Below are 17523 nucleotides of genomic sequence, written 5' to 3'. Positions count from 1 at the left end.
AGCGTTTCCTGAGCTGATTGCCTAGGACTTAGACCGTGACTAGGGTCACAGGCATGGAAACACTCCCCCTCGCGGTTTCCGGCGACGACGCCGGGCCGCTCACTCCCGCCCAGCTGCGCGAGCTCTACTCGCTGATGGTCGCGGTACGGCACCTGGACACCTCGGCGATCGCTTGGCAGCGGCAAGGCATCATTCCCGGCTACGCCCCGGAGCTCGGCCAGGAAGCCGCCCAGGTGGGCAGCGGCTACGCCGTGGACACCACCCGCGATTTCGTCTTCCCCACCTACCGTGAAATGGGCGTCGCCCGGACCATGGGCGTGGACATGGTGGGCTACATGTCCACCCACAAGGCCACCTGGCACGGCGGCCTCTACGACCCGATGCAGTCCCGCCTCGCCCCGATCCAGGCCGTAGTGGCCGGATCCGTGCTGCATGCCGTCGGCTGGGCCCACGGCCAGACCCTGGAACAGAAGGACGGCGTCGCCCTTACCTACTTCGGCGACGGCGCCTCCTCGCAGGGCGACGTCCACGAGGCCCTGAACTTTGCGGCCGTGATGAAGGCACCCGTGGTCTTCTTCGTGCAGAACAACGGCTGGGCCATCTCGGTTCCCACCGAACGCCAGGTGGCCGGCGGCTCCGTCGCCGCCCGCGCGGCCGGCTACGGCATGCCGGCGCTGCAGGTCGACGGCAACGACGTCGTCGCCGTCGTCGAAGCCACCCGCCGCGCCTTCGCGCACGCCCGCTCCGGCAATGGCCCCGTGCTGATCGAGGCCATGACCTACCGGCGCGGCCCGCACTCGACCTCCGATGACCCCGGCCGCTACCGCTCCCTCGACGAGGAACGCGACAGCGCCGGCGAGGATCCGCTGGAGCGGCTCAAGCAGCGGCTGCTGGCGGACGGGATCGCCGGCGAGGAGTTCTTCGCCGAGGCCCTGGCCGCGGCCAAAGCCGAAGAGGAAGAGATCCGCACCGGCATCCAGGCCCTGGGCCCGCGCCCCGGAGCCGAAATGTTCGACCTGGTCTTCCAGGAAACCACCCCTGCCCTGCAGGCCCAGGCCGCCAACTGGCGCGAGGAGTCCGAACATGTCTAACTCGATTCTTGAAGGCGCAGCTGCCGCAGGTGACAGCACTGCCGACAACACTGCCAACAGCGCAGATGCGCCCGGCACCGAAACCCTGTCCATGCAGCAGGCGCTCAACCGCGCGCTCGACGAGGTGCTGGCCGAGAACCCCAAGGCCGTCATCTTCGGCGAGGACTGCGGCCGCCTCGGCGGGGTCTTCCGGATCACCGACGGGCTGCAGGCCAAGCACGGCGCGCAGCGGGTCTTCGACACCCCGCTGGCGGAATCCGGCATCCTCGGCATGTCCGTGGGCCTAGCGATGGCCGGCTTCCACCCCATCCCGGAAGTCCAGTTCGACGGCTTTGCCTACCCGGCGATCAACCAGATCGTCTGCCAAATCGCCCGGATGAACTACCGCAGCCGCGGCACCCTGCCGATGCCGATCACGCTGCGCGTACCCAGCTTTGGCGGCATCCGCGCGCCCGAACACCACGGCGAAAGCCTCGAGGCGCTCTTCGCCCACGTGCCCGGGCTGAAGGTGGTCTCGCCGTCGAACCCGCACGAGGCCTACCACCTGCTCAAGCACGCCGCCACGCGGCCGGACCCGGTGATCTTCATGGAGCCGAAGTCCCGCTACTGGCAGAAGGGCGAGGTGGACGTAGCCAACCCCAGCACCCCCGAGGGCGCCAAGGTCATGCGCGAGGGCCGACACCTGACCCTTGTGGCGTGGGGCGCCATGGTGGCGCGCTGCCTGCAGGTGGCGGAGCTCGCCGCCGAGGACGGGATCGACATCGAGGTCCTGGACCTGCGCTGGCTCAAGCCGATCGACGCCGAGGCGCTGGCCGCCTCCGTGCGCAAGACGCGCCGCGCCGTCGTCGTCCATGAGGCGCCGCTGACCTCCGGGCTGGGCGCCGAGGTGGCGCAGCTGATCACCCAGAGCTGCTTTGACACGCTCAAGGCACCGGTGGAGCGCGTGACCGGATTCGACGTCCCGTATCCCTCCGGCGACCTGGAGGACGAATACATCCCGAACATTGACCGGATCCTCTTCGGTATCCAGCGAGTATTGGAGTACAAACGTGGCTGAAATTTCCTTCCCGCTGCCGGATCTCGGCGAAGGGCTCATCGAGGCGACCGTGCTGGAATGGCTGGTTGCACCGGGCGACCAGGTGGAGCGGAACCAGCCGCTCGTGGAGGTCGAAACCACCAAGTCCGCCGTCGAATTGCCCAGCCCGCAGGCAGGTAAGGTAGTGCGTATCCACGGCGGGCCCGGCGACAAGATCAACGTCGGCGAGCCCCTGATCGTGTTCGAGGTGCCGGACAACACCGCCGGCATCGTGGGCACGGTCCCGAAGGAAGAGGCACCGAAGCGCCGGGTCCGCCTGAGCGCCGTACTTGATGAGGACTGACACCATGAGCGGCAGGCACACCGGCGAACAGCATTCCCACACGGTCGAGGGCACCGACCCCCAGCTCTACGTCGGGGTGCACGATCCCAAGGACGACGCCGGGCTTCGGCCGGTCCTGCTGCTGCACGGCTTCTCCTCTTCCTCCAAGCTCAACTGGGAGGACACCGGCTGGATCGCCGCCCTCACCGAGGCCGGCCGCCGCGTCATCACCGTGGACCTGCCCGGCCACGGCCGTAGCGGTGCCCCGGAGGACCGGGATTCCTACTCCCCCAGCCGGATCCGTGCGGACCTGCTGCAGATCGCGTTCGACGCCGGCGCGCGTCCGCTGCGCGACGGGGATCCGGCCAGCGGCCTGGACGTGATCGGCTACTCGCTGGGGTCCCGGCTGGCCTGGGAGTTCGGTGCGACCCAGCGCGAGCTGGTCCACCGGCTGGTGCTGGGCGGACCCAACATCGCGGACCCGCTGGCGGAGTTCGACCTGGTCGCCGCGCAGCGGTACCTGGCCGACGGCACGCCGATTGCGGATGCGTCCACCGCCGGGCTGTTGAAGATGGCCCAACTGCTGCCGAGCAACAACATCTTTGCCCTGCTCTCCCTGATCGAGGCGATCAAGGACGAGCCGTTCGACCCCGCCGAGGCGGTGCCGCAGATGCCGATGCTGCTGGTTGCCGGCGAAAAGGACGAGCGGGCCGCGTCCATGCCGGAGCTCGCCGCGCTCGGCGCCAAGGGCGGGGCGATGGTGGAACAGCTCGTCCTCCCCGCACGGAACCACACCAACGCCGTCACCAGCCGGGCGTTCAAGCAAGGGGCCATCAGCTTCCTGGGCGTCTGAGCCGCCTGGATTTTGCATCGAAGCCGAAACACAGAAGAGGCACGGACCGCGGTCCGTGCCTCTTCTGTGTGGCGTGTTTCCTGGCGGAGCTGCCGACTGACGGGCTGCTGCCTAGTGGTGGCTGCTGACGCCCAGCGGACGGCCGCGGGTTTCCTTGGCCAGCACGACGCCGACGGCGGAGATGACGCAGAGGATCATGATGTAGATGCCGATGGAGCCGGTCCAGTGCGTGCCCTGCAGCAGGGCCTCGGCAATGGTCGCCGCGAAGGCGCCGCCCAGGATGGCGCCGAAGGCGTAGCCGATGGAGATGCCGGAGTAGCGGACGTTTGCCGGGAACATCTCGGCGTACATCGCGGACATCGGGCCGTAGGACAGGCCGAGGCCGATGGTCAGCACGAACAGCGCGACGCCGTAGAGGAGGATGTCCTTGGTGTCGATCAGGGCGAACATCGGGATCATCCAGGCGAAGACAATCCCGTAGCCGATCAGGAAGGTCTTGACCCGGCCGATCTTGTCAGAGAGCCAGCCGCCGACCAGGGTGAAGATGAGCCAGCCGAAGGATGCCAGCGTGGTGGCCAGCAGAATCTGCGGGGTGGGCATCTTCAGCGTCTTGGTGGCGTAGGAGATGAAGAACGCGATCAGCAGGTAGCCGGCGGCGTTGTTGCCGATGAAGATCATCGTGGAGTAGAGGACGGCCTTCTTGTGCTTGCGGATCAGCTCGCCCAGGGGAGCCTTACTTTCTTCCTTGCGGTCCTGCATCTCCTTGAAGACCGGGCTCTCGGCCACGGCGCGGCGGATGAGGTAGCCGACCACGATCAGCACGATCGAAAGCAGGAACGGAACCCGCCAGCCCCACGCGCCGAAGTCTTCCTTGGACATGCTGGTGTTGAGGAAGAACAGCAGGCCGGTGGCGAGGATCATGCCCACCGGAACACCGATCTGCGGGTAGGCGCCGAACAGTCCGCGCTTGCTCATCGGGGCGTGCTCGACGGCCATCAGCGCAGCGCCGCCCCATTCACCGCCGGCGGAGAAGCCCTGGATGACGCGGAGCAGGATGAGGAGGACGGGGGCCCAGAAACCGATCTGGGCGTAGGTCGGCAGCATGCCGATCAGCGCCGTCGCGGCACCCATCATCACCAGGGTGAAGACCAGCATCGCCTTGCGGCCGAGGCGGTCGCCGAGGTGCCCGGCAATGATGGCACCGAGCGGCCGGAACAGGAAGCTGATACCGATCAGGGCGAAGGACAGAATCTGCGCCAGGCCCGGGTTGGACGCGTTGAGGGGCGCCAGGAAGAGCGGGGACAGCAGCGTTGCTGTCAGCTGGGCGAAGATGAAGAAGTCGTACCACTCGATGGTGGTGCCGACCAGCGTCCCGGCGAGGACCTTACGTTCCTCATGCTTGCTGCTGGGGCCCGCCTCAGAATCAACGGTGGAAGTTGCGGTCATTGGAACTCCGTAGCTGGGGGCAGAGGTACTGCCCGGGTGGGTGCGAGTGAATAACTAAATGCCTCATGAATTACTGATCGAACGGTCAGTTAGTAACTGCGATCATACTATGAAAACTGTGATAGAGCACACATTTCGCTGGATGTGTCCGTAAAGGTGGCTGCCGGCCGGGGATAACGGCCGGCAGGAGCTGTTCAGGGCTCCATCGCGAGTTCTATAATCGAACGCATTGTTCATATATAGAACGCTGTGCCAGAACGCTACTGCACTGTGAGCCGCAGCACAAGACTCTTCCTGCCCGCCCCTAGGATGGACCTCATGACCCCGAACGTCGGCAGCACCCACGCCCCGCCCTCCCAAACGCTCTCGCGAGGCATCCGGGCACTGGAGATCCTGGCCGACGCTCCGGAGCCGCTCACCATCGCCGAACTCGCCGACGCCATGGGCGTCCACCGCTCGGTGGCCTACCGCATCCTGCGCACCCTCGAGGACCACTCGCTGCTGGTCCGCGACGACGCCGGCCGGGTCCAGCCCGGTCCCGGCCTGGCCGTCCTCGCCCGGGGTGTGGCGCGCAACCTGCAGACCGCCGCACTGCCGGAGCTCACCCAGCTGGCCAACGCCCTGACCATGAGCGCTTTCGTGGCCGTCTGGGACCGGGAGGACTGCGTCACCCTGGTCACCGTGGATCCCCGCCACACCGGGGCGGCCGTAGTCCAGCACCCCGGGTCCCGGCACCCGGTCAGCGCCGGCGCCCCCGGCATCGCGATCCAGTCCGCGCTTTCGGAGCAGGAATGGCAGCGCCTCGCCCCCGGCATCCCCTACCGCCCCGAGGCAGCCGAGGCGCGACTCCGCGGCTTCGCGGCCAGCCACGACGAGGTCATCCCGGGCGTCTCCTCGCTCGCCGTGCCGGTCAGGGTTCCCGGCGGGCGTCCGGCCGCCCTCGCCGTGGTCTACATCCGCGCCGCGCAGGATCCGGCCGAAGTTGCGGCCGCGCTGTCGGCGAGCGCCGCGCGCATCGAGGCGCAGCTGGCCTGACGCCGTCCCGACGGCGCTGCGCCCTGGGCCTTGACAAGCAGCCCCGGCTCGGGCAGTTTAGTATTGTATACGATTTCATACTCAATGAGGAGATGCGATGGAGCAGCTTTCGCAGGACGCCCTGGCCGCCGCCGGCAAAGTCATCGCGGTGCACATCAACTACCCCAGCCGGGCCGCCCAGCGCGGCCGGACCCCGGAGCAGCCCTCCTACTTCCTGAAGCCCACCTCCTCGCTGAGCCTCTCCGGCGGCACGGTCGAACGCCCCGCCGGCTGCGAGCTCCTGGCCTTCGAGGGCGAGGTGGCGCTGGTGATCGGCACCCGTGCCCGCCGCGTTGCCCCCGATGAGGCCTGGCGCCATGTCGGCTTCGTCACCGCGTCCAACGACCTGGGCGTCTACGACCTGCGCTATGCGGACAAGGGCTCCAACCTGCGCTCCAAGGGCGGGGACGGCTTCACCCCCGTGGGGCCCGGCCTCCTCCCGGCCGCGGAGGTGGACCCGGAGGGCCTGCGCCTCCGCACCTGGCTCAACGGCGAACTGGTGCAGGAAGACACTACCGGAACCCTGCTGTTTCCCTTTGCGCGCCTCGTCGCAGACCTCTCCCAGCTCCTCACCCTGGAGCCGGGCGACATCATCCTGACCGGCACGCCCGCCGGCGCCTCCGTAGCCCAGCCGGGCGACGTGATGGAGGTCGAGGTGGACGCCCCGGCGTCGGGACTCACCACCGGCCGGCTGACGACGACGGCGGTCCAGGGCACCGTGCCGCTGGCCGGCTACGGAGCGCAGCCGCGCAGCGACGACGCCCAGCGCGCAGAGGCGTACGGCACTCCGGCCGCCGAACAGGCCGCGCCGAAAAGCGTGCTGACCCCGGAACTCAAGGCAAAGCTCGGATCCGTCGCGACCGCCACCCTGAGCTCCCAGCTGCGCAAACGTGGGCTGAACAACGTCAGCATTGACGGTCTGCACTCGACCCGCCCGGACCGCACCGTCGTCGGCGTCGCCCGGACGCTGCGCTACGTGCCCAACCGCGAGGACCTGTTCAAGACCCACGGCGGCGGCTTCAACGCCCAGAAACGCGCCATTGACTCGCTCCAGGAAGGCGAAATCCTGGTCATGGAGGCCCGCGGCGAAAAAGGGACCGGAACGGTCGGCGACATCCTGGCCCTACGCGCCCAGGTCAACGGTGCCGTGGCCGTCATCACCGACGGCGGCGTCCGCGACGTCACCGCCGTCGGCGCCCTGGAGATGCCCACCTTCTTCGCCAACGCCCACCCCGCGGTCCTCGGCCGGCGCCACATCCCCTGGGACGTTGACCTCACCATTTCCTGCGGCGGTGCTACGGTGCAGCCCGGGGACATCATCGTGGGGGACGCGGACGGCATCCTCGTGATCCCGCCGGCCCTGGCCGAGGAAGTGGCCAACGACGCCCTGGTCCAGGAAGCCGAGGAAAGCTTCATCGCCGAGATGGTCGCCGCCGGGCACAGCGTGGACGGCCTCTACCCGATGAACGCACAGTGGCAGGAAAAGTACCGGTCGTGGGCCGCGGACCGGGGACAGTCCCGGCCATGACCAGTGCAGTGACCGCGAGCGCCGGCGCCGCAGGACAGGCTGGCGCGGTAGCCGCGGCCGCCACCGCCAGCAAGTCGGAACAGGCCTACGCGGCCATCAAGGCCAGCATCCTCAGCGGAGAGTACTCCCCCGGCTACCGGCTGGTGCTGGCCAAGATCGCCGAGGACCTCGGCTTCAGCGTCGTCCCGGTCCGCGAAGCCATCCGGCGGCTCGAGGCGGAGAACCTCGTGGTGTTCGAACGCAACGTCGGCGCCACCGTGGCCGGGATCGATCCCACCGAGTACCTCTACACGATGCAGACGCTGGGGATCGTCGAAGGCGCCGCGACTGCCCTGTCCGCCCCGCTGATCTCCGCCGCGGACATCGCCCGGGCCCGCGCCGTGAACGAGCTGATGCGTGAGTGCCTGGCGGACTTCGACCCGGTGCGCTTCACGAGCCTGAACCGGGACTTCCACAGCGTCCTCTTCGAACACTGCCCCAACCCGCACATCCTCGACCTCGTGCACCGCGGCTGGAACCGGCTGCAGGCACTGCGCTCCTCCACCTTCAGCTACGTGCCCGGCCGCGCCCGGCAGTCCGTCGAGGAACACGAGGCGCTGCTGAAGCTGCTGGAAGCGGGCGCCCCGGCCGACGACGTCGAACGCGCCGCCCGCGCGCACCGCACCGCGACCCTCGAAGCGTACCTGGCCCACCGGGCACCATCCCCCTGACCACCGCGGGAACGCCCCCGCTTCCGCTCCCCCGAACTCTAAGGAAACAACAATGAAGTTCCGTTCCGATCCCCAGCAGCACCTCAAAGGCTCCCTCGCCGCGATGTTCACCCCTTTTACCGCGTCCGGCGACGTCGATCATGACAGCCTGCGGAACATGGTCGAATGGCAGATCGCCAGCGGCTCCTCCGGCATCACGATCGGCGGGTCCACCGGGGAGCCCAGCGCCCAGTCGGTGGAGGAACGCGCCGCCGCCATCCGCGCCACGGCCGAGGCGATCGGCGACCGCGTGCCCTTCATGGCCGGCACCGGAACGGCGAAACTGCAGGAGACGCTGGAACTGACGCAGGCCGCCGTCGACGCCGGCGCGGACGCATCGATGATCATCACGCCGTACTACTCCCGGCCCACGCAGGAAGCCCTGTACCGCTGGTATGCCACCGTCGCCACGGAGTTCCCGGAGATGCCGTTCGTGATCTACAACGTGCCGTCCCGCACCGCGGTGGACATGGCCCCCGAAACGGTGGCGCGGCTGTTCCGCGATTTCGACAACATCGTCGGGATCAAGGAGACCACCAAGGACTTCGAACACTTCTCCCGCGTCATGCACCTGGCCGGCAAGGACCTGCTGGTCTGGTCCGGCATCGAACTGCTGTGCCTGCCGCTGATGGCGATTGGCGGCGTCGGCTTCATCTCGGCGCTGGCAAACATCGCGCCGAAGGCCTCCGCGGACATGTACAACGCCTGGGTCGACGGCGACTTCGAGACCGCCCGGAAGATCCACTACGGCGTCCACCCGCTGGTGGACCTGCTGTTCGTCGAGACCAACCCCGCGCCCAGCAAGTGGCTGATGGCCGAGGCCGGCCTGATCGCCTCCGACTACGTCCGCCCGCCGCTGATCACCCCCACCGACGCCGGGCTCAAGAAGATCACCGAACTGATGGAGGCCGGCCGGGAGTACCTCACCCCGGTGGACGGCTTCCGGATCGCCAAATAGCAGCTGCACCGCAGCACACCGCAACTTCAACGCCGAAGCAAAGGATCGACCCATGGCTGAGCACTACATTCCGGACGATTTGCCCACCCGCATCCAGCACTACATCGACGGCCAGTTCGTCGACTCCGTCAGCGGCAAGACCTTCGATGTCCTGGACCCGGTTTCCAACGAAACCTACGCCACGGCGGCCGCCGGGCAGCAGGAGGACATCGACCTCGCCGTAGCCGCCGCCCGCAAGGCCTTCACCGAGGGGCCCTGGCCACGGATGAAACCGCGCGAGCGTGCCCGGGTCCTGAACAAGATCGCCGACGCCGTCGAGGCCCAGGAATCCCGGCTGGCGCAACTGGAAACCTTCGACACCGGCCTGCCCATCACCCAGGCCAAGGGCCAGGCGCTCCGGGCCGCGGAGAACTTCCGGTTCTTTGCCGACCTGATCGTGGCGCAGTTCGACGACGCCATGAAAGTCCCCGGCGCGCAGATCAACTACGTCAACCGCAAGCCGATCGGCGTCGCCGGCCTGATCACGCCGTGGAACACGCCGTTCATGCTGGAGTCCTGGAAGCTCGCCCCTGCGCTGGCCACCGGCAACTGCGTGGTGCTCAAGCCCGCCGAATTCACGCCGCTGTCCGCCTCGCTCTGGGCGAAGATCTTCAAGGACGCCGGACTGCCCGACGGCGTGTTCAACCTGGTCAACGGCCTCGGCGAAGAAGCCGGCGACGCCCTGGTCAAGCACCCGGACGTGCCGCTGATCTCCTTCACCGGCGAGACCACCACCGGCAAGACGATCTTCCGCAACGCGGCGGAGAACCTCAAGGGCTTGTCGATGGAACTTGGCGGCAAGAGCCCGGCGATCATCTTCGACGACGCCGACCTGGACGCGGCGATCGATTCGACCCTGTTCGGTGTCTTCTCGCTCAACGGCGAGCGCTGCACGGCCGGCTCGCGGATCCTGGTCCAGCGCGGCATCTACGAGGAGTTTTGCGAGAAGTACGCCGCCCGGGCCAAGAACATCGTGGTCGGCGACCCGCACGACCCGAAGACCGAGGTCGGCGCGCTGGTGCACCCGGAGCACTACGAGAAGGTTGCCCGCTACGTCGAGATCGGCAAGTCCGAGGGACGGCTGCTGGCCGGCGGCGGGAGGCCCGAGGGGCTGGATACCGGCAACTACATCGCCCCCACGGTCTTCGCCGACGTCAAGCCGGACGCCCGGATCTTCCAGGAGGAGATCTTCGGCCCGGTGGTGGCGATCACCCCGTTCGAAGACGACGCCGAGGCGCTGGCCCTGGCGAACAACACCCGTTACGGCCTGGCCGGCTACGTCTGGACGAACGACCTGACCCGGGCGCACAACTTCTCGCAGAACCTTGAAGCTGGCATGGTCTGGCTCAACAGCCACAACGTCCGGGACCTGCGCACCCCCTTCGGCGGCGTCAAAGCCTCCGGCCTGGGCCACGAGGGCGGCTACCGCTCGATTGACTTCTACACCGCCCAGCAGGCCGTCCACATCACCCTCGGCAGCGTCCACACCCCCAAGTTCGGCGCCGCGGCGGAGCACTGAAACACCTCCCCTCCTCAACGAAGAGAGAATTTCCATGAACGACATCATCACCCCCACCGTGCCCGCACCGGACATTGTCCGCTGCGCCTACATGGACCTCGTGGTCACCGACCTGGAAAAGTCCCGCGCGTTCTACGTGGACCTGCTGGGCCTGCACGTCACCTACGAGGATGAGGACGCGATCTACCTGCGCTCCTTCGAGGAGTTCATCCACCACAACCTCGTGCTGCGCAAGGGTCCGGTGGCGGCGGCCGCGGCATTCGCCTACCGGGTCCGCACCCCCGGGGACGTGGACAAGGCCGAGGCCTACTTCGCCGAGATGGGCTGCCGCACGGAGCGCCGGAAGGACGGCTTCGCCCGCGGCATCGGGGACGCGGTCCGGGTGGAGGACCCCTTGGGCTTCCCCTATGAGTTCTTCTACGAGGTGGAGCACGTGGAGCGCCTCACCCAGCGCTACGACCTCTACAGCGCCGGGGAACTGGTGCGGCTGGACCACTTCAACCAGGTCACGCCGGACGTGCCGCGCGGCCGGAAGTACCTCGAGGACCTGGGCTTCCGGGTCTCCGAGGACATCAAGGACTCCGACGGCGTCACCTACGCGGCCTGGATGCACCGCAAGCAGACCGTGCACGACACCGCCCTCACCGGCGGCGACGGGCCGCGGATGCACCACATTGCCTTCTCCACCCACGAGAAGCACAACATCATCCAGATCTGCGACAAGATGGGCGCGCTGCGGATCTCGGACCGGATCGAGCGCGGTCCCGGCCGGCACGGCGTGTCCAACGCCTTCTACCTCTACATCCTGGATCCCGACGGGCACCGGGTGGAGATCTACACCCAGGACTACTACACGGGCGATCCGGACAACCCCACGGTGACCTGGGACGTGCACGACAACCAGCGCCGCGACTGGTGGGGAAACCCCGTGGTCCCGAGCTGGTACACGGAGGCTTCCCTGGTCCTGGACCTGGACGGCAAGCCGCAGCCGATCGTGATCCGCACCGACAGCAGCGAAATGGCCGTCACGGTCGGCGCCGACGGCTTCGCCTACACGCGTGAGCCCGGCGAGGAGCGCGGTTTCAAACTGGGCTCCCAGCTCTAATTCACCCAACTGACTCGCATTAGTTGTCGTTTACAGCCTTCATAACGACAACAATTGCGATTCAGTTGGGGTTATTTGGCCGCCGCCGTCCTCTTGTTCCGTCGCTGGAGGACGACGGCGGCCACCGCTCCGAGCACGAACAGCGCGGCCGCTGCGCAGACCGGAACCAGGAACGCGGCCGAATAGCCGGAGTTCTGCGCCAGTTGGCCGGCGATGGAGGAGCCCAGCGCTGTCCCGGCCACGATGCCGCTGGCCAGCGCCGTCATCACCGTGCCGAGTTTCCCTTCCGGGGCCACGACGCCGCCGATGGCGAACACGGTGACCATCAGCGGGCCCACCGGCAGGCCCAGGACCAGCAGCACCAGGATCATCGGCAGCGCGGTGGACGGCAGGAGCAGCAGCGCCGCGAACCCGGCCATCAGCGCCGCGCAGGCCAGCCAGCGGGCGTTGACGCTGAACCGCCGGGGCCAGTACGCCACGGAGAGCGCGGCCGCGGCGGAGCTCAGGCCCATCACCGCATAGAGCAGGCCCGCCAGCTCGGAGGTGGCGAAGCTGGCCGAGAAGGAACTCAGCGACGTCTGGGTGGACCCGAAGAAGGTGCCCATGCAGACCATGGCCAGCACCGGCAGGGCGACGGCGGCGGAGGCCGCCGTGCGCTGCCCGGGCGCCAGGGCCTTGCGTTGCCGGCGGGCGGCTGCCGAGGCTGAGCGGCTCGGGGCGGCGGCGCGCGGCACCGCACGGTGGGTCGGGTGCACGGCAAACGCCGGAACCAGGATGAGGGTGAGCGCGGCCGCGAGCGCCAGCGGCAACCAGGGGCTGAGCAGGCTGGCGAGAATTCCTACCAGGGCCGGGCCCAGCACGAAGGTCAGCTCGTCGGCGGTGCTCTCATAGGACAGCGCGGTGTCCAGGTCTTCGGTGTGTCCGGTTCCGCCGCGGGAGCTCAGGGCCATCCAGCGGACCCGCGCCAGCGGGCCGACCTGCGGGCAACTGGCGCCGGCCACGAAAGCAGCGGCGAGCACGGGAACGGCGGCAGCCAGCTCCCGGGCGCCCGGCACCAGGTAGGCAACGAGAATGAGGGCGGCCACGGCGGCCGTGTTGAGGACCGCGGACACGATCAGGACGGGACGTTGGCCCAGCCGGTCAGCGAGGGCGCCCAGCACGGGGGCGCCGAGTGCCGAGCCGATGCCGACGGCACCCGCTGCAGCCCCGCCCACGGCGTAGGAGTCGGTAACGGCTGTGACGAGCGTGAGGGCGCCGACGGTCAGCATGGCCAGCGGGAGGCGGGCGAAAAGTCCCAGCGGGATGAAACTCCGGCCAGCCAGGAGGGGCAGCCGGGCGAAGCGGCCGCCGCTAGACGGTGCCGCGGGCGCGGTGGCGGGAGGGGTCGTCGTGGAGGACGGTGAAGGGTTCATGATTCCGGGTTCGTTCGATGGTGCGCATCGTCCCTCCTCCCGATGCGCGCGACCCGGTAACCCTCCGAATTATACCTGAGGCGGGGGACTCAGGCCTGGGCGTCGTCGGAGATGTGCAGGGTGGAACCGTTGCGGCCTTTGACCACCTGGAGCTGGGTGGTGATCCGCTGTTTCATTTCCGCCACGTGGCTCACCAGGCCCACGACACGGCCTCCGTCGCGGAGACCTTCCAGCGCGTCCATGACCTGTTCGAGTGATTGTTCATCGAGGCTGCCGAAGCCCTCGTCCACGAAGAGGGTTTCGATGTCCACTCCGCCGGATTCCATTTGCACCACGTCCGCAAGGCCGAGGGCCAGCGCGAGCGAGGCCATGAAGGACTCCCCGCCGGAGAGGGTGGCGGTGTCGCGGCGCTGGCCGGTCCACTGGTCCACGACTTCGAGGCCCAAACCGGATTTCTGCCCCCGGGCGGCTTTGGCGTCGGTGTGCTGCAGGGTGTAGCGGCCGTCGCTCATGCCGATCAGCCGTTCCGAGGCCGCTGCCGCCACCTGTTCCAGCCTCGCGGCCAACACGTAGCTGTTCAGGCTCATGCGGTAGTTGTTGTCTCCGCCGCCGCGGGCCGCCTCGGCCACGGCGGTCCACAGCGCCGCCCGTTCGCGGGGTTCCCGGCCGGCTGCCGCAAGCTCCCCGTATTCGGCGGAGATCCGGCCCAGGGTCCGCACCGAATTCCCGGCAAGTCCGGAGGCCAGTGCGGCCTCCCGGGCGTCGCGTTCCGCCGCGGCGCACTCGGCCCTGAGCTGATCGAGCGCACTGTCGTCCACCGGGCCGTCGGTTGCCAGCTCGCGGGCGGCCAGGGCGAGTTCCTCACCGGCGAAGAGTTCCGTAAGCCGGGCGGCTTCGTCCTGCCCGGCACGGACGGCGGCTTCCAGGCCGGCCGCATCCGGAGCGGGAAGGAGTACCGAACGGGCCGCCTCCGCCGAGGCAAAGCCGGCGTCCGGCAGCGCCCGCTCAAGGTGGGCACGCGCGTCAGTTGTCCGAACGCGGGCCTGTTCCAGGTTGCCGGTGGCCGCATCGGCGTGTTCGAGCAGGGCCGTCGCGCCGTGGACCGCCGCGAGCCGTGCCCCGAGGGTGGCGTGCCCGGAGCGCAGGCCGGCCAGGGCGGTCTCGATTCCTTCAGCCTCTCCGCGGACCCCGCTGAGGGACGCCTCGGCCTCCGCGATGGCCAGGGCAGTCGCCGTCCGGGCCTCTTCGGCAGCCGAAACCTCGTCCTCCAATTCGGACCGCCGTGTCCGGTTGGCTGCAAGCTCCGCGGCGGCGCGGCTGGCTTCGGCCGCCCGCTCCTTCGCCAGCGCGGCCTCGTTGCTTGCCACCTCGGGCGCAGTGTCGCCGCCCTGGGCCGCCAGCACGGCGAGGCTTTGTTGGGCTTCGCCGAGTTCGCGCTCCAGCGCCGACAGCACGGCCTCCGCCGCCTCGGCGTCCTGCTCTGCGGTCTTCTCGGCTTCGGCGATGGCCAGGGCGGATGCCGCAGCCGGCGCAGGGGCCGGGTGCTCGGCACTGCCGCAGACCGGACACGGTTCGTCCGGGCGCAGCTGGGCCGCGAGTTCGGCGGCGGCGTTGGCGAGCCGCTCTTCCCGGAGGTCCAGCCAGCGCTGCCGGCGGTCCTGGTGGGTGTCGCGGGCCGCGCGGCGCCGTTCGATGATCCGTGCACAGTTATCCGCGGCGGTTCCATGGCGGCCCACAATGGCGACCAGCTCGTCCGCCGCGGCGGCTTCCTTGGTGCGCAGCTGGACTTCGGCAGCAAGTTCCTCGAGCGGGGCCAGTGCTGCAAGGAGGCCGGCGGACTCGAGGCGCAAGGCGTCCAGGGCCGCGGCGCCGGAGCGGCTTGCCGTGTGCAGCCCGTCCAGGGTGCGCTGAAGTTCGGCGCTCCGGTCCTTCAGGGTTGCCAGCCGGTCCTCGTCCGGCAGCCTTTCCTCCAGCACGGCGCGGAGCGAGCGCAGCCGGCCCAGTTCGCTCCGCAGCACCGCTGCCTCGGGCAGTGGCGCGCCAGCCGGTCCGCCGGATGTCTGGAGGGCAGCCTGCAGCGGGGCCAGCTCCGGGTCGGTAAGAGCTGCGGTGCGGAGCTCCTCGGCCGCGCCGGCGGCGGCCGCGGCCGCCCGTTCCTCGGCCGCCTCGGCGCTGTCCAGTGCCTGCAGTTGGCCGCCAAGGACTTCCGCTTTCCGGTGCTGTTCCAGCAGGGCAGCTTTCTCCCGCAGCTCGGGGCCCGCTGCCTCGGCTGCGGCCCGCCGGTGTTCCGCGGCCGCAAGTTTCGCCTGGCGTGCGGCCCGCGCCGTCACGTCCTCCAGCCGGGCGGCCAAATCGGCGCCGTGCCGCTCCGCCTTGAGCGCGGCGGCCTGGCGTTCCCCGGCGGCCGACTCCGCAACGGCCGCAAGCCGGTCCAGCAGCTGCTCGGCCTGAGCGCGGTCAAGGGCCTCCTCCAGTTCCAGGCCCAGACCCGCGGTCTCCGCTTCGGCTTGGGCCAGCAGGAGTTCGAGTTTGTTGTTCAGGCTTTCCACTTCGCTGCGGGCCGCGGCGGCGCGGCGGCCCAGTTCCTGTTCCACCGCTTCGAAGCGCTGGGTGCCGAAGAGGCTTTGGAGCAGCACCAGCCGGTCGGCCGCTTTGGAACGCAGAAACGCGGCGAAGTCGCCCTGGGGTAGCATCACCACGCGGGTGAACTGTTCGCGGTCCATGCCGAGCAGGGCGGTAATCTCAGCTCCCGCCTCGTCGTTGCGGCCGGACTTTTCCAGCCACTCGCCGTCGATCCGCTCCCGCAGCAGGGTATTGGCTTTCTGCTCGGTGAACCCGTTCTTGCCCCGGGCGCTGGGTTTGTTCCAGGCGGGCGTCCGGGACACCTCAAAATGCCGGCCCTGCGCGGAGAACTCGCAGGTGACGCGCGGTTCGGCGGCCGGGTCGGCGTGGTCGCTGCGCAGCCGTTTCCCTTCCTGCCGGGCGCCGGGAACGGAGCCGTAGAGGGCGAAGCAAATGGCGTCCAGGACGCTGGTCTTTCCCGCGCCGGTGGCCCCGTTGAGCAGGAAGAGCCCGTGGGCGCTGAGCCGGTCGAAGTCGATGCGCTCGGTGCCGGCAAAGGGGCCGAAGGCTGAAATATCCAGGCGGTGGATCCTCACCGGGACACCCCTTCCAGTCGGACGGCTTCAAGGGCTTCGGCCAGGACTCCGGACTCCGCCTCATCGGCGGCGCGGCCGCGGACATGTTCCAGGAAGCCGCAGCAGATCGAGAGATCGTCCCCGGCCTGCGCCAGCCTGCTGCTGTAGCTGGTCTTGGCCGAAGCCTCGGCACCTTCCGGGTCGAAGCCCAGGACCAGGGTGTCGGGAAAGCGCGCCCGCAGCCGTTCCATGGCCTGGTTCGGACGTTGCGCGTCGGTCAGCGTGATCTGGCAGTAGGCGCCCTCGGCCCAGGCGAACTCCTCGTTCGAGAGCAGTTCCTCGAGTTTCCCGCGCAAGGTGGCGAGCCGGCGGGGCGCTTCCCACAACACTTCGGTGACGGCAGTGACCCCGCTGGCATCGACGTCGATCATCCAGCCGCCCTTTTGGTGCTTCGCCTCGGAGAACGAATAGGCCAGCGGTGAGCCGGAGTAGCGGACCGCGGGCGAGAGCGACTGCCTGCCGTGCAGGTGGCCCAGGGCGGTATAGCTGAAGCCGTCGAAGAGATCGAGCGGCACGGCGCCGACCCCGCCGATGCTTAGGTCCCGTTCGCTGTCGGAACTGATCCCGCCGCTGGCGAAAGTGTGCGCGAGCACCACGGAATGGACGGTCCGGTGTTGCGACCGGGCCTCGATGTCGGCACGGACCAGCGCGGTGGCGGCGCGGGTCACTTCGAAGTGGCTGGCAGTCTCGACGCCCAGCTGCCCTGCAACGAGCCGCGGCTCCAGCCAGGGGATGCCGTAGATCGCCAGCACCGGCCCGTCGTCGGTGGACCCAGCAGCCCCAGACCCGCCTTCACCGGATTCGGCGTCGTTCGGGAGCGGCAGCAACAGCGGCGTGTCCAGCTCCGCGAGCCGGGTGCGCAGGTGCACTCCCCCGCGTTCGAGCAGGCGGGAGGCGAAGCCGAGCCGGATGGCCGAATCATGGTTGCCGCTGGTCAGCACCACCTTCGCACCGGCACCGCTGAGCCGCACCAAGGCGTCGTCGAGCAGGCCCACGACGTCGACGCCGGGCAACGCCCGGTCGTACACGTCGCCGGCGATGAGGACGACGTCGACCGATTCTTCACGGACGACGCCGACGAGCTGGTCGATGAAGGCCCGCTGGGCGTCGAGCATCCCGACGCCGTGGAATGAACGGCCCAGGTGCCAGTCCGAGGTGTGCAATAACCGCATGCCACTACGCTATCGGCTGGCA

The 17523-nt window shown here is 69.0% G+C and carries 14 protein-coding genes; 10 read left to right on the top strand and 4 right to left on the bottom strand.

What is annotated here, in order from left to right:
- Positions 1-53: 53 nt before the first annotated feature.
- Genes AC1DNC_RS11565 through AC1DNC_RS11550 form a run of 4 tightly spaced genes read left to right on the top strand, consistent with a single transcriptional unit; the run spans position 54 to position 3302 of the window.
- The gene (locus AC1DNC_RS11565; RefSeq protein WP_476862692.1) at positions 54-1091 is read left to right on the top strand and encodes a thiamine pyrophosphate-dependent enzyme; all 1038 of its coding nucleotides are present in this window, start codon (positions 54-56) and stop codon (positions 1089-1091) included.
- The gene (locus tag AC1DNC_RS11560; protein WP_476862691.1) at positions 1084-2148 is read left to right on the top strand and encodes an alpha-ketoacid dehydrogenase subunit beta; all 1065 of its coding nucleotides are present in this window, start codon (positions 1084-1086) and stop codon (positions 2146-2148) included. Before AC1DNC_RS11565 ends, AC1DNC_RS11560 begins: the two co-directional genes overlap by 8 nt.
- Positions 2141-2470: a biotin/lipoyl-containing protein gene (locus tag AC1DNC_RS11555; RefSeq protein WP_056426240.1), complete on the top strand. Its 330-nt coding sequence runs from the start codon at positions 2141-2143 to the stop codon at positions 2468-2470. Before AC1DNC_RS11560 ends, AC1DNC_RS11555 begins: the two co-directional genes overlap by 8 nt.
- A gap of 4 nt (positions 2471-2474) precedes the next feature.
- Complete coding sequence (locus AC1DNC_RS11550; protein WP_476862690.1) at positions 2475-3302, top strand: alpha/beta fold hydrolase; 828 nt, start codon at positions 2475-2477, stop codon at positions 3300-3302.
- 111 nt (positions 3303-3413) lie between these two features.
- Here AC1DNC_RS11550 and AC1DNC_RS11545 read toward each other — a convergent pair whose 3' ends face one another.
- Positions 3414-4748: an MFS transporter gene (locus AC1DNC_RS11545; protein WP_476862689.1), complete on the bottom strand. Its 1335-nt coding sequence runs from the start codon at positions 4746-4748 to the stop codon at positions 3414-3416.
- 318 nt (positions 4749-5066) lie between these two features.
- Here AC1DNC_RS11545 and AC1DNC_RS11540 point away from each other — a divergent pair, with 318 nt between their 5' ends.
- The 6 genes from AC1DNC_RS11540 to hpaD all read left to right on the top strand — a co-directional run bounded on the left by AC1DNC_RS11540 (position 5067) and on the right by hpaD (position 11720).
- A complete protein-coding gene (locus AC1DNC_RS11540) occupies positions 5067-5783 on the top strand; it encodes an IclR family transcriptional regulator (protein ID WP_476862688.1) in 717 nt (238 codons plus the stop codon).
- Positions 5784-5880: 97 nt separating this feature from the next.
- Complete coding sequence (locus tag AC1DNC_RS11535) at positions 5881-7350, top strand: fumarylacetoacetate hydrolase family protein (protein WP_476862687.1); 1470 nt, start codon at positions 5881-5883, stop codon at positions 7348-7350.
- The gene (locus tag AC1DNC_RS11530) at positions 7347-8060 is read left to right on the top strand and encodes a GntR family transcriptional regulator (protein ID WP_476862686.1); all 714 of its coding nucleotides are present in this window, start codon (positions 7347-7349) and stop codon (positions 8058-8060) included. The genes AC1DNC_RS11535 and AC1DNC_RS11530 overlap by 4 nt, the downstream gene beginning before the upstream one ends.
- A gap of 52 nt (positions 8061-8112) precedes the next feature.
- The gene (dapA, locus tag AC1DNC_RS11525; protein WP_476862685.1) at positions 8113-9057 is read left to right on the top strand and encodes a 4-hydroxy-tetrahydrodipicolinate synthase; all 945 of its coding nucleotides are present in this window, start codon (positions 8113-8115) and stop codon (positions 9055-9057) included.
- A 52-nt stretch (positions 9058-9109) separates the two neighbouring features.
- Complete coding sequence (gene hpaE / locus AC1DNC_RS11520) at positions 9110-10615, top strand: 5-carboxymethyl-2-hydroxymuconate semialdehyde dehydrogenase (protein ID WP_476862684.1); 1506 nt, start codon at positions 9110-9112, stop codon at positions 10613-10615.
- 34 nt (positions 10616-10649) lie between these two features.
- The gene (hpaD, locus tag AC1DNC_RS11515; RefSeq protein ID WP_476862683.1) at positions 10650-11720 is read left to right on the top strand and encodes a 3,4-dihydroxyphenylacetate 2,3-dioxygenase; all 1071 of its coding nucleotides are present in this window, start codon (positions 10650-10652) and stop codon (positions 11718-11720) included.
- Positions 11721-11791: 71 nt separating this feature from the next.
- On the opposite strand, the gene AC1DNC_RS11510 is transcribed toward hpaD, so the two are convergent.
- The 3 genes from AC1DNC_RS11510 to AC1DNC_RS11500 form a co-directional block, all read right to left on the bottom strand.
- Positions 11792-13132 (bottom strand): MFS transporter, encoded by a 1341-nt coding sequence (locus tag AC1DNC_RS11510; RefSeq protein WP_476862682.1) that lies wholly within the window; start codon positions 13130-13132, stop codon positions 11792-11794.
- Between the two features lie 89 nt (positions 13133-13221).
- A complete protein-coding gene (locus AC1DNC_RS11505) occupies positions 13222-16290 on the bottom strand; it encodes an AAA family ATPase (RefSeq protein WP_476862681.1) in 3069 nt (1022 codons plus the stop codon).
- A complete protein-coding gene (locus AC1DNC_RS11500; protein ID WP_476862680.1) occupies positions 16287-17501 on the bottom strand; it encodes an exonuclease SbcCD subunit D in 1215 nt (404 codons plus the stop codon). Before AC1DNC_RS11500 ends, AC1DNC_RS11505 begins: the two co-directional genes overlap by 4 nt.
- Between the last annotated feature and the right edge of the window lie 22 nt (positions 17502-17523).

The sequence above is a fragment of the Arthrobacter sp. 01N442 genome (assembly GCF_056399345.1).
Note: the sequence above shows the minus strand (reverse complement) of the source record. Positions and strands in the feature narration are given on the sequence as shown.

What these genes read in the sequence shown, in the direction of transcription:
- AC1DNC_RS11565 (WP_476862692.1), top strand. Translation starts at nt 54, where the DNA reads ATGGAAACACTCCCCCTCGCGGTTTCCGGCGACGACGCCGGGCCGCTC.
- AC1DNC_RS11560 (WP_476862691.1), top strand. Translation starts at nt 1,084, where the DNA reads ATGTCTAACTCGATTCTTGAAGGCGCAGCTGCCGCAGGTGACAGCACT.
- AC1DNC_RS11550 (WP_476862690.1), top strand. Translation starts at nt 2,475, where the DNA reads ATGAGCGGCAGGCACACCGGCGAACAGCATTCCCACACGGTCGAGGGC.
- AC1DNC_RS11545 (WP_476862689.1), bottom strand. Translation starts at nt 4,748, where the DNA reads ATGACCGCAACTTCCACCGTTGATTCTGAGGCGGGCCCCAGCAGCAAG.
- AC1DNC_RS11540 (WP_476862688.1), top strand. Translation starts at nt 5,067, where the DNA reads ATGACCCCGAACGTCGGCAGCACCCACGCCCCGCCCTCCCAAACGCTC.
- AC1DNC_RS11535 (WP_476862687.1), top strand. Translation starts at nt 5,881, where the DNA reads ATGGAGCAGCTTTCGCAGGACGCCCTGGCCGCCGCCGGCAAAGTCATC.
- AC1DNC_RS11530 (WP_476862686.1), top strand. Translation starts at nt 7,347, where the DNA reads ATGACCAGTGCAGTGACCGCGAGCGCCGGCGCCGCAGGACAGGCTGGC.
- dapA (WP_476862685.1), top strand. Translation starts at nt 8,113, where the DNA reads ATGAAGTTCCGTTCCGATCCCCAGCAGCACCTCAAAGGCTCCCTCGCC.
- hpaE (WP_476862684.1), top strand. Translation starts at nt 9,110, where the DNA reads ATGGCTGAGCACTACATTCCGGACGATTTGCCCACCCGCATCCAGCAC.
- hpaD (WP_476862683.1), top strand. Translation starts at nt 10,650, where the DNA reads ATGAACGACATCATCACCCCCACCGTGCCCGCACCGGACATTGTCCGC.
- AC1DNC_RS11510 (WP_476862682.1), bottom strand. Translation starts at nt 13,132, where the DNA reads ATGAACCCTTCACCGTCCTCCACGACGACCCCTCCCGCCACCGCGCCC.
- AC1DNC_RS11500 (WP_476862680.1), bottom strand. Translation starts at nt 17,501, where the DNA reads ATGCGGTTATTGCACACCTCGGACTGGCACCTGGGCCGTTCATTCCAC.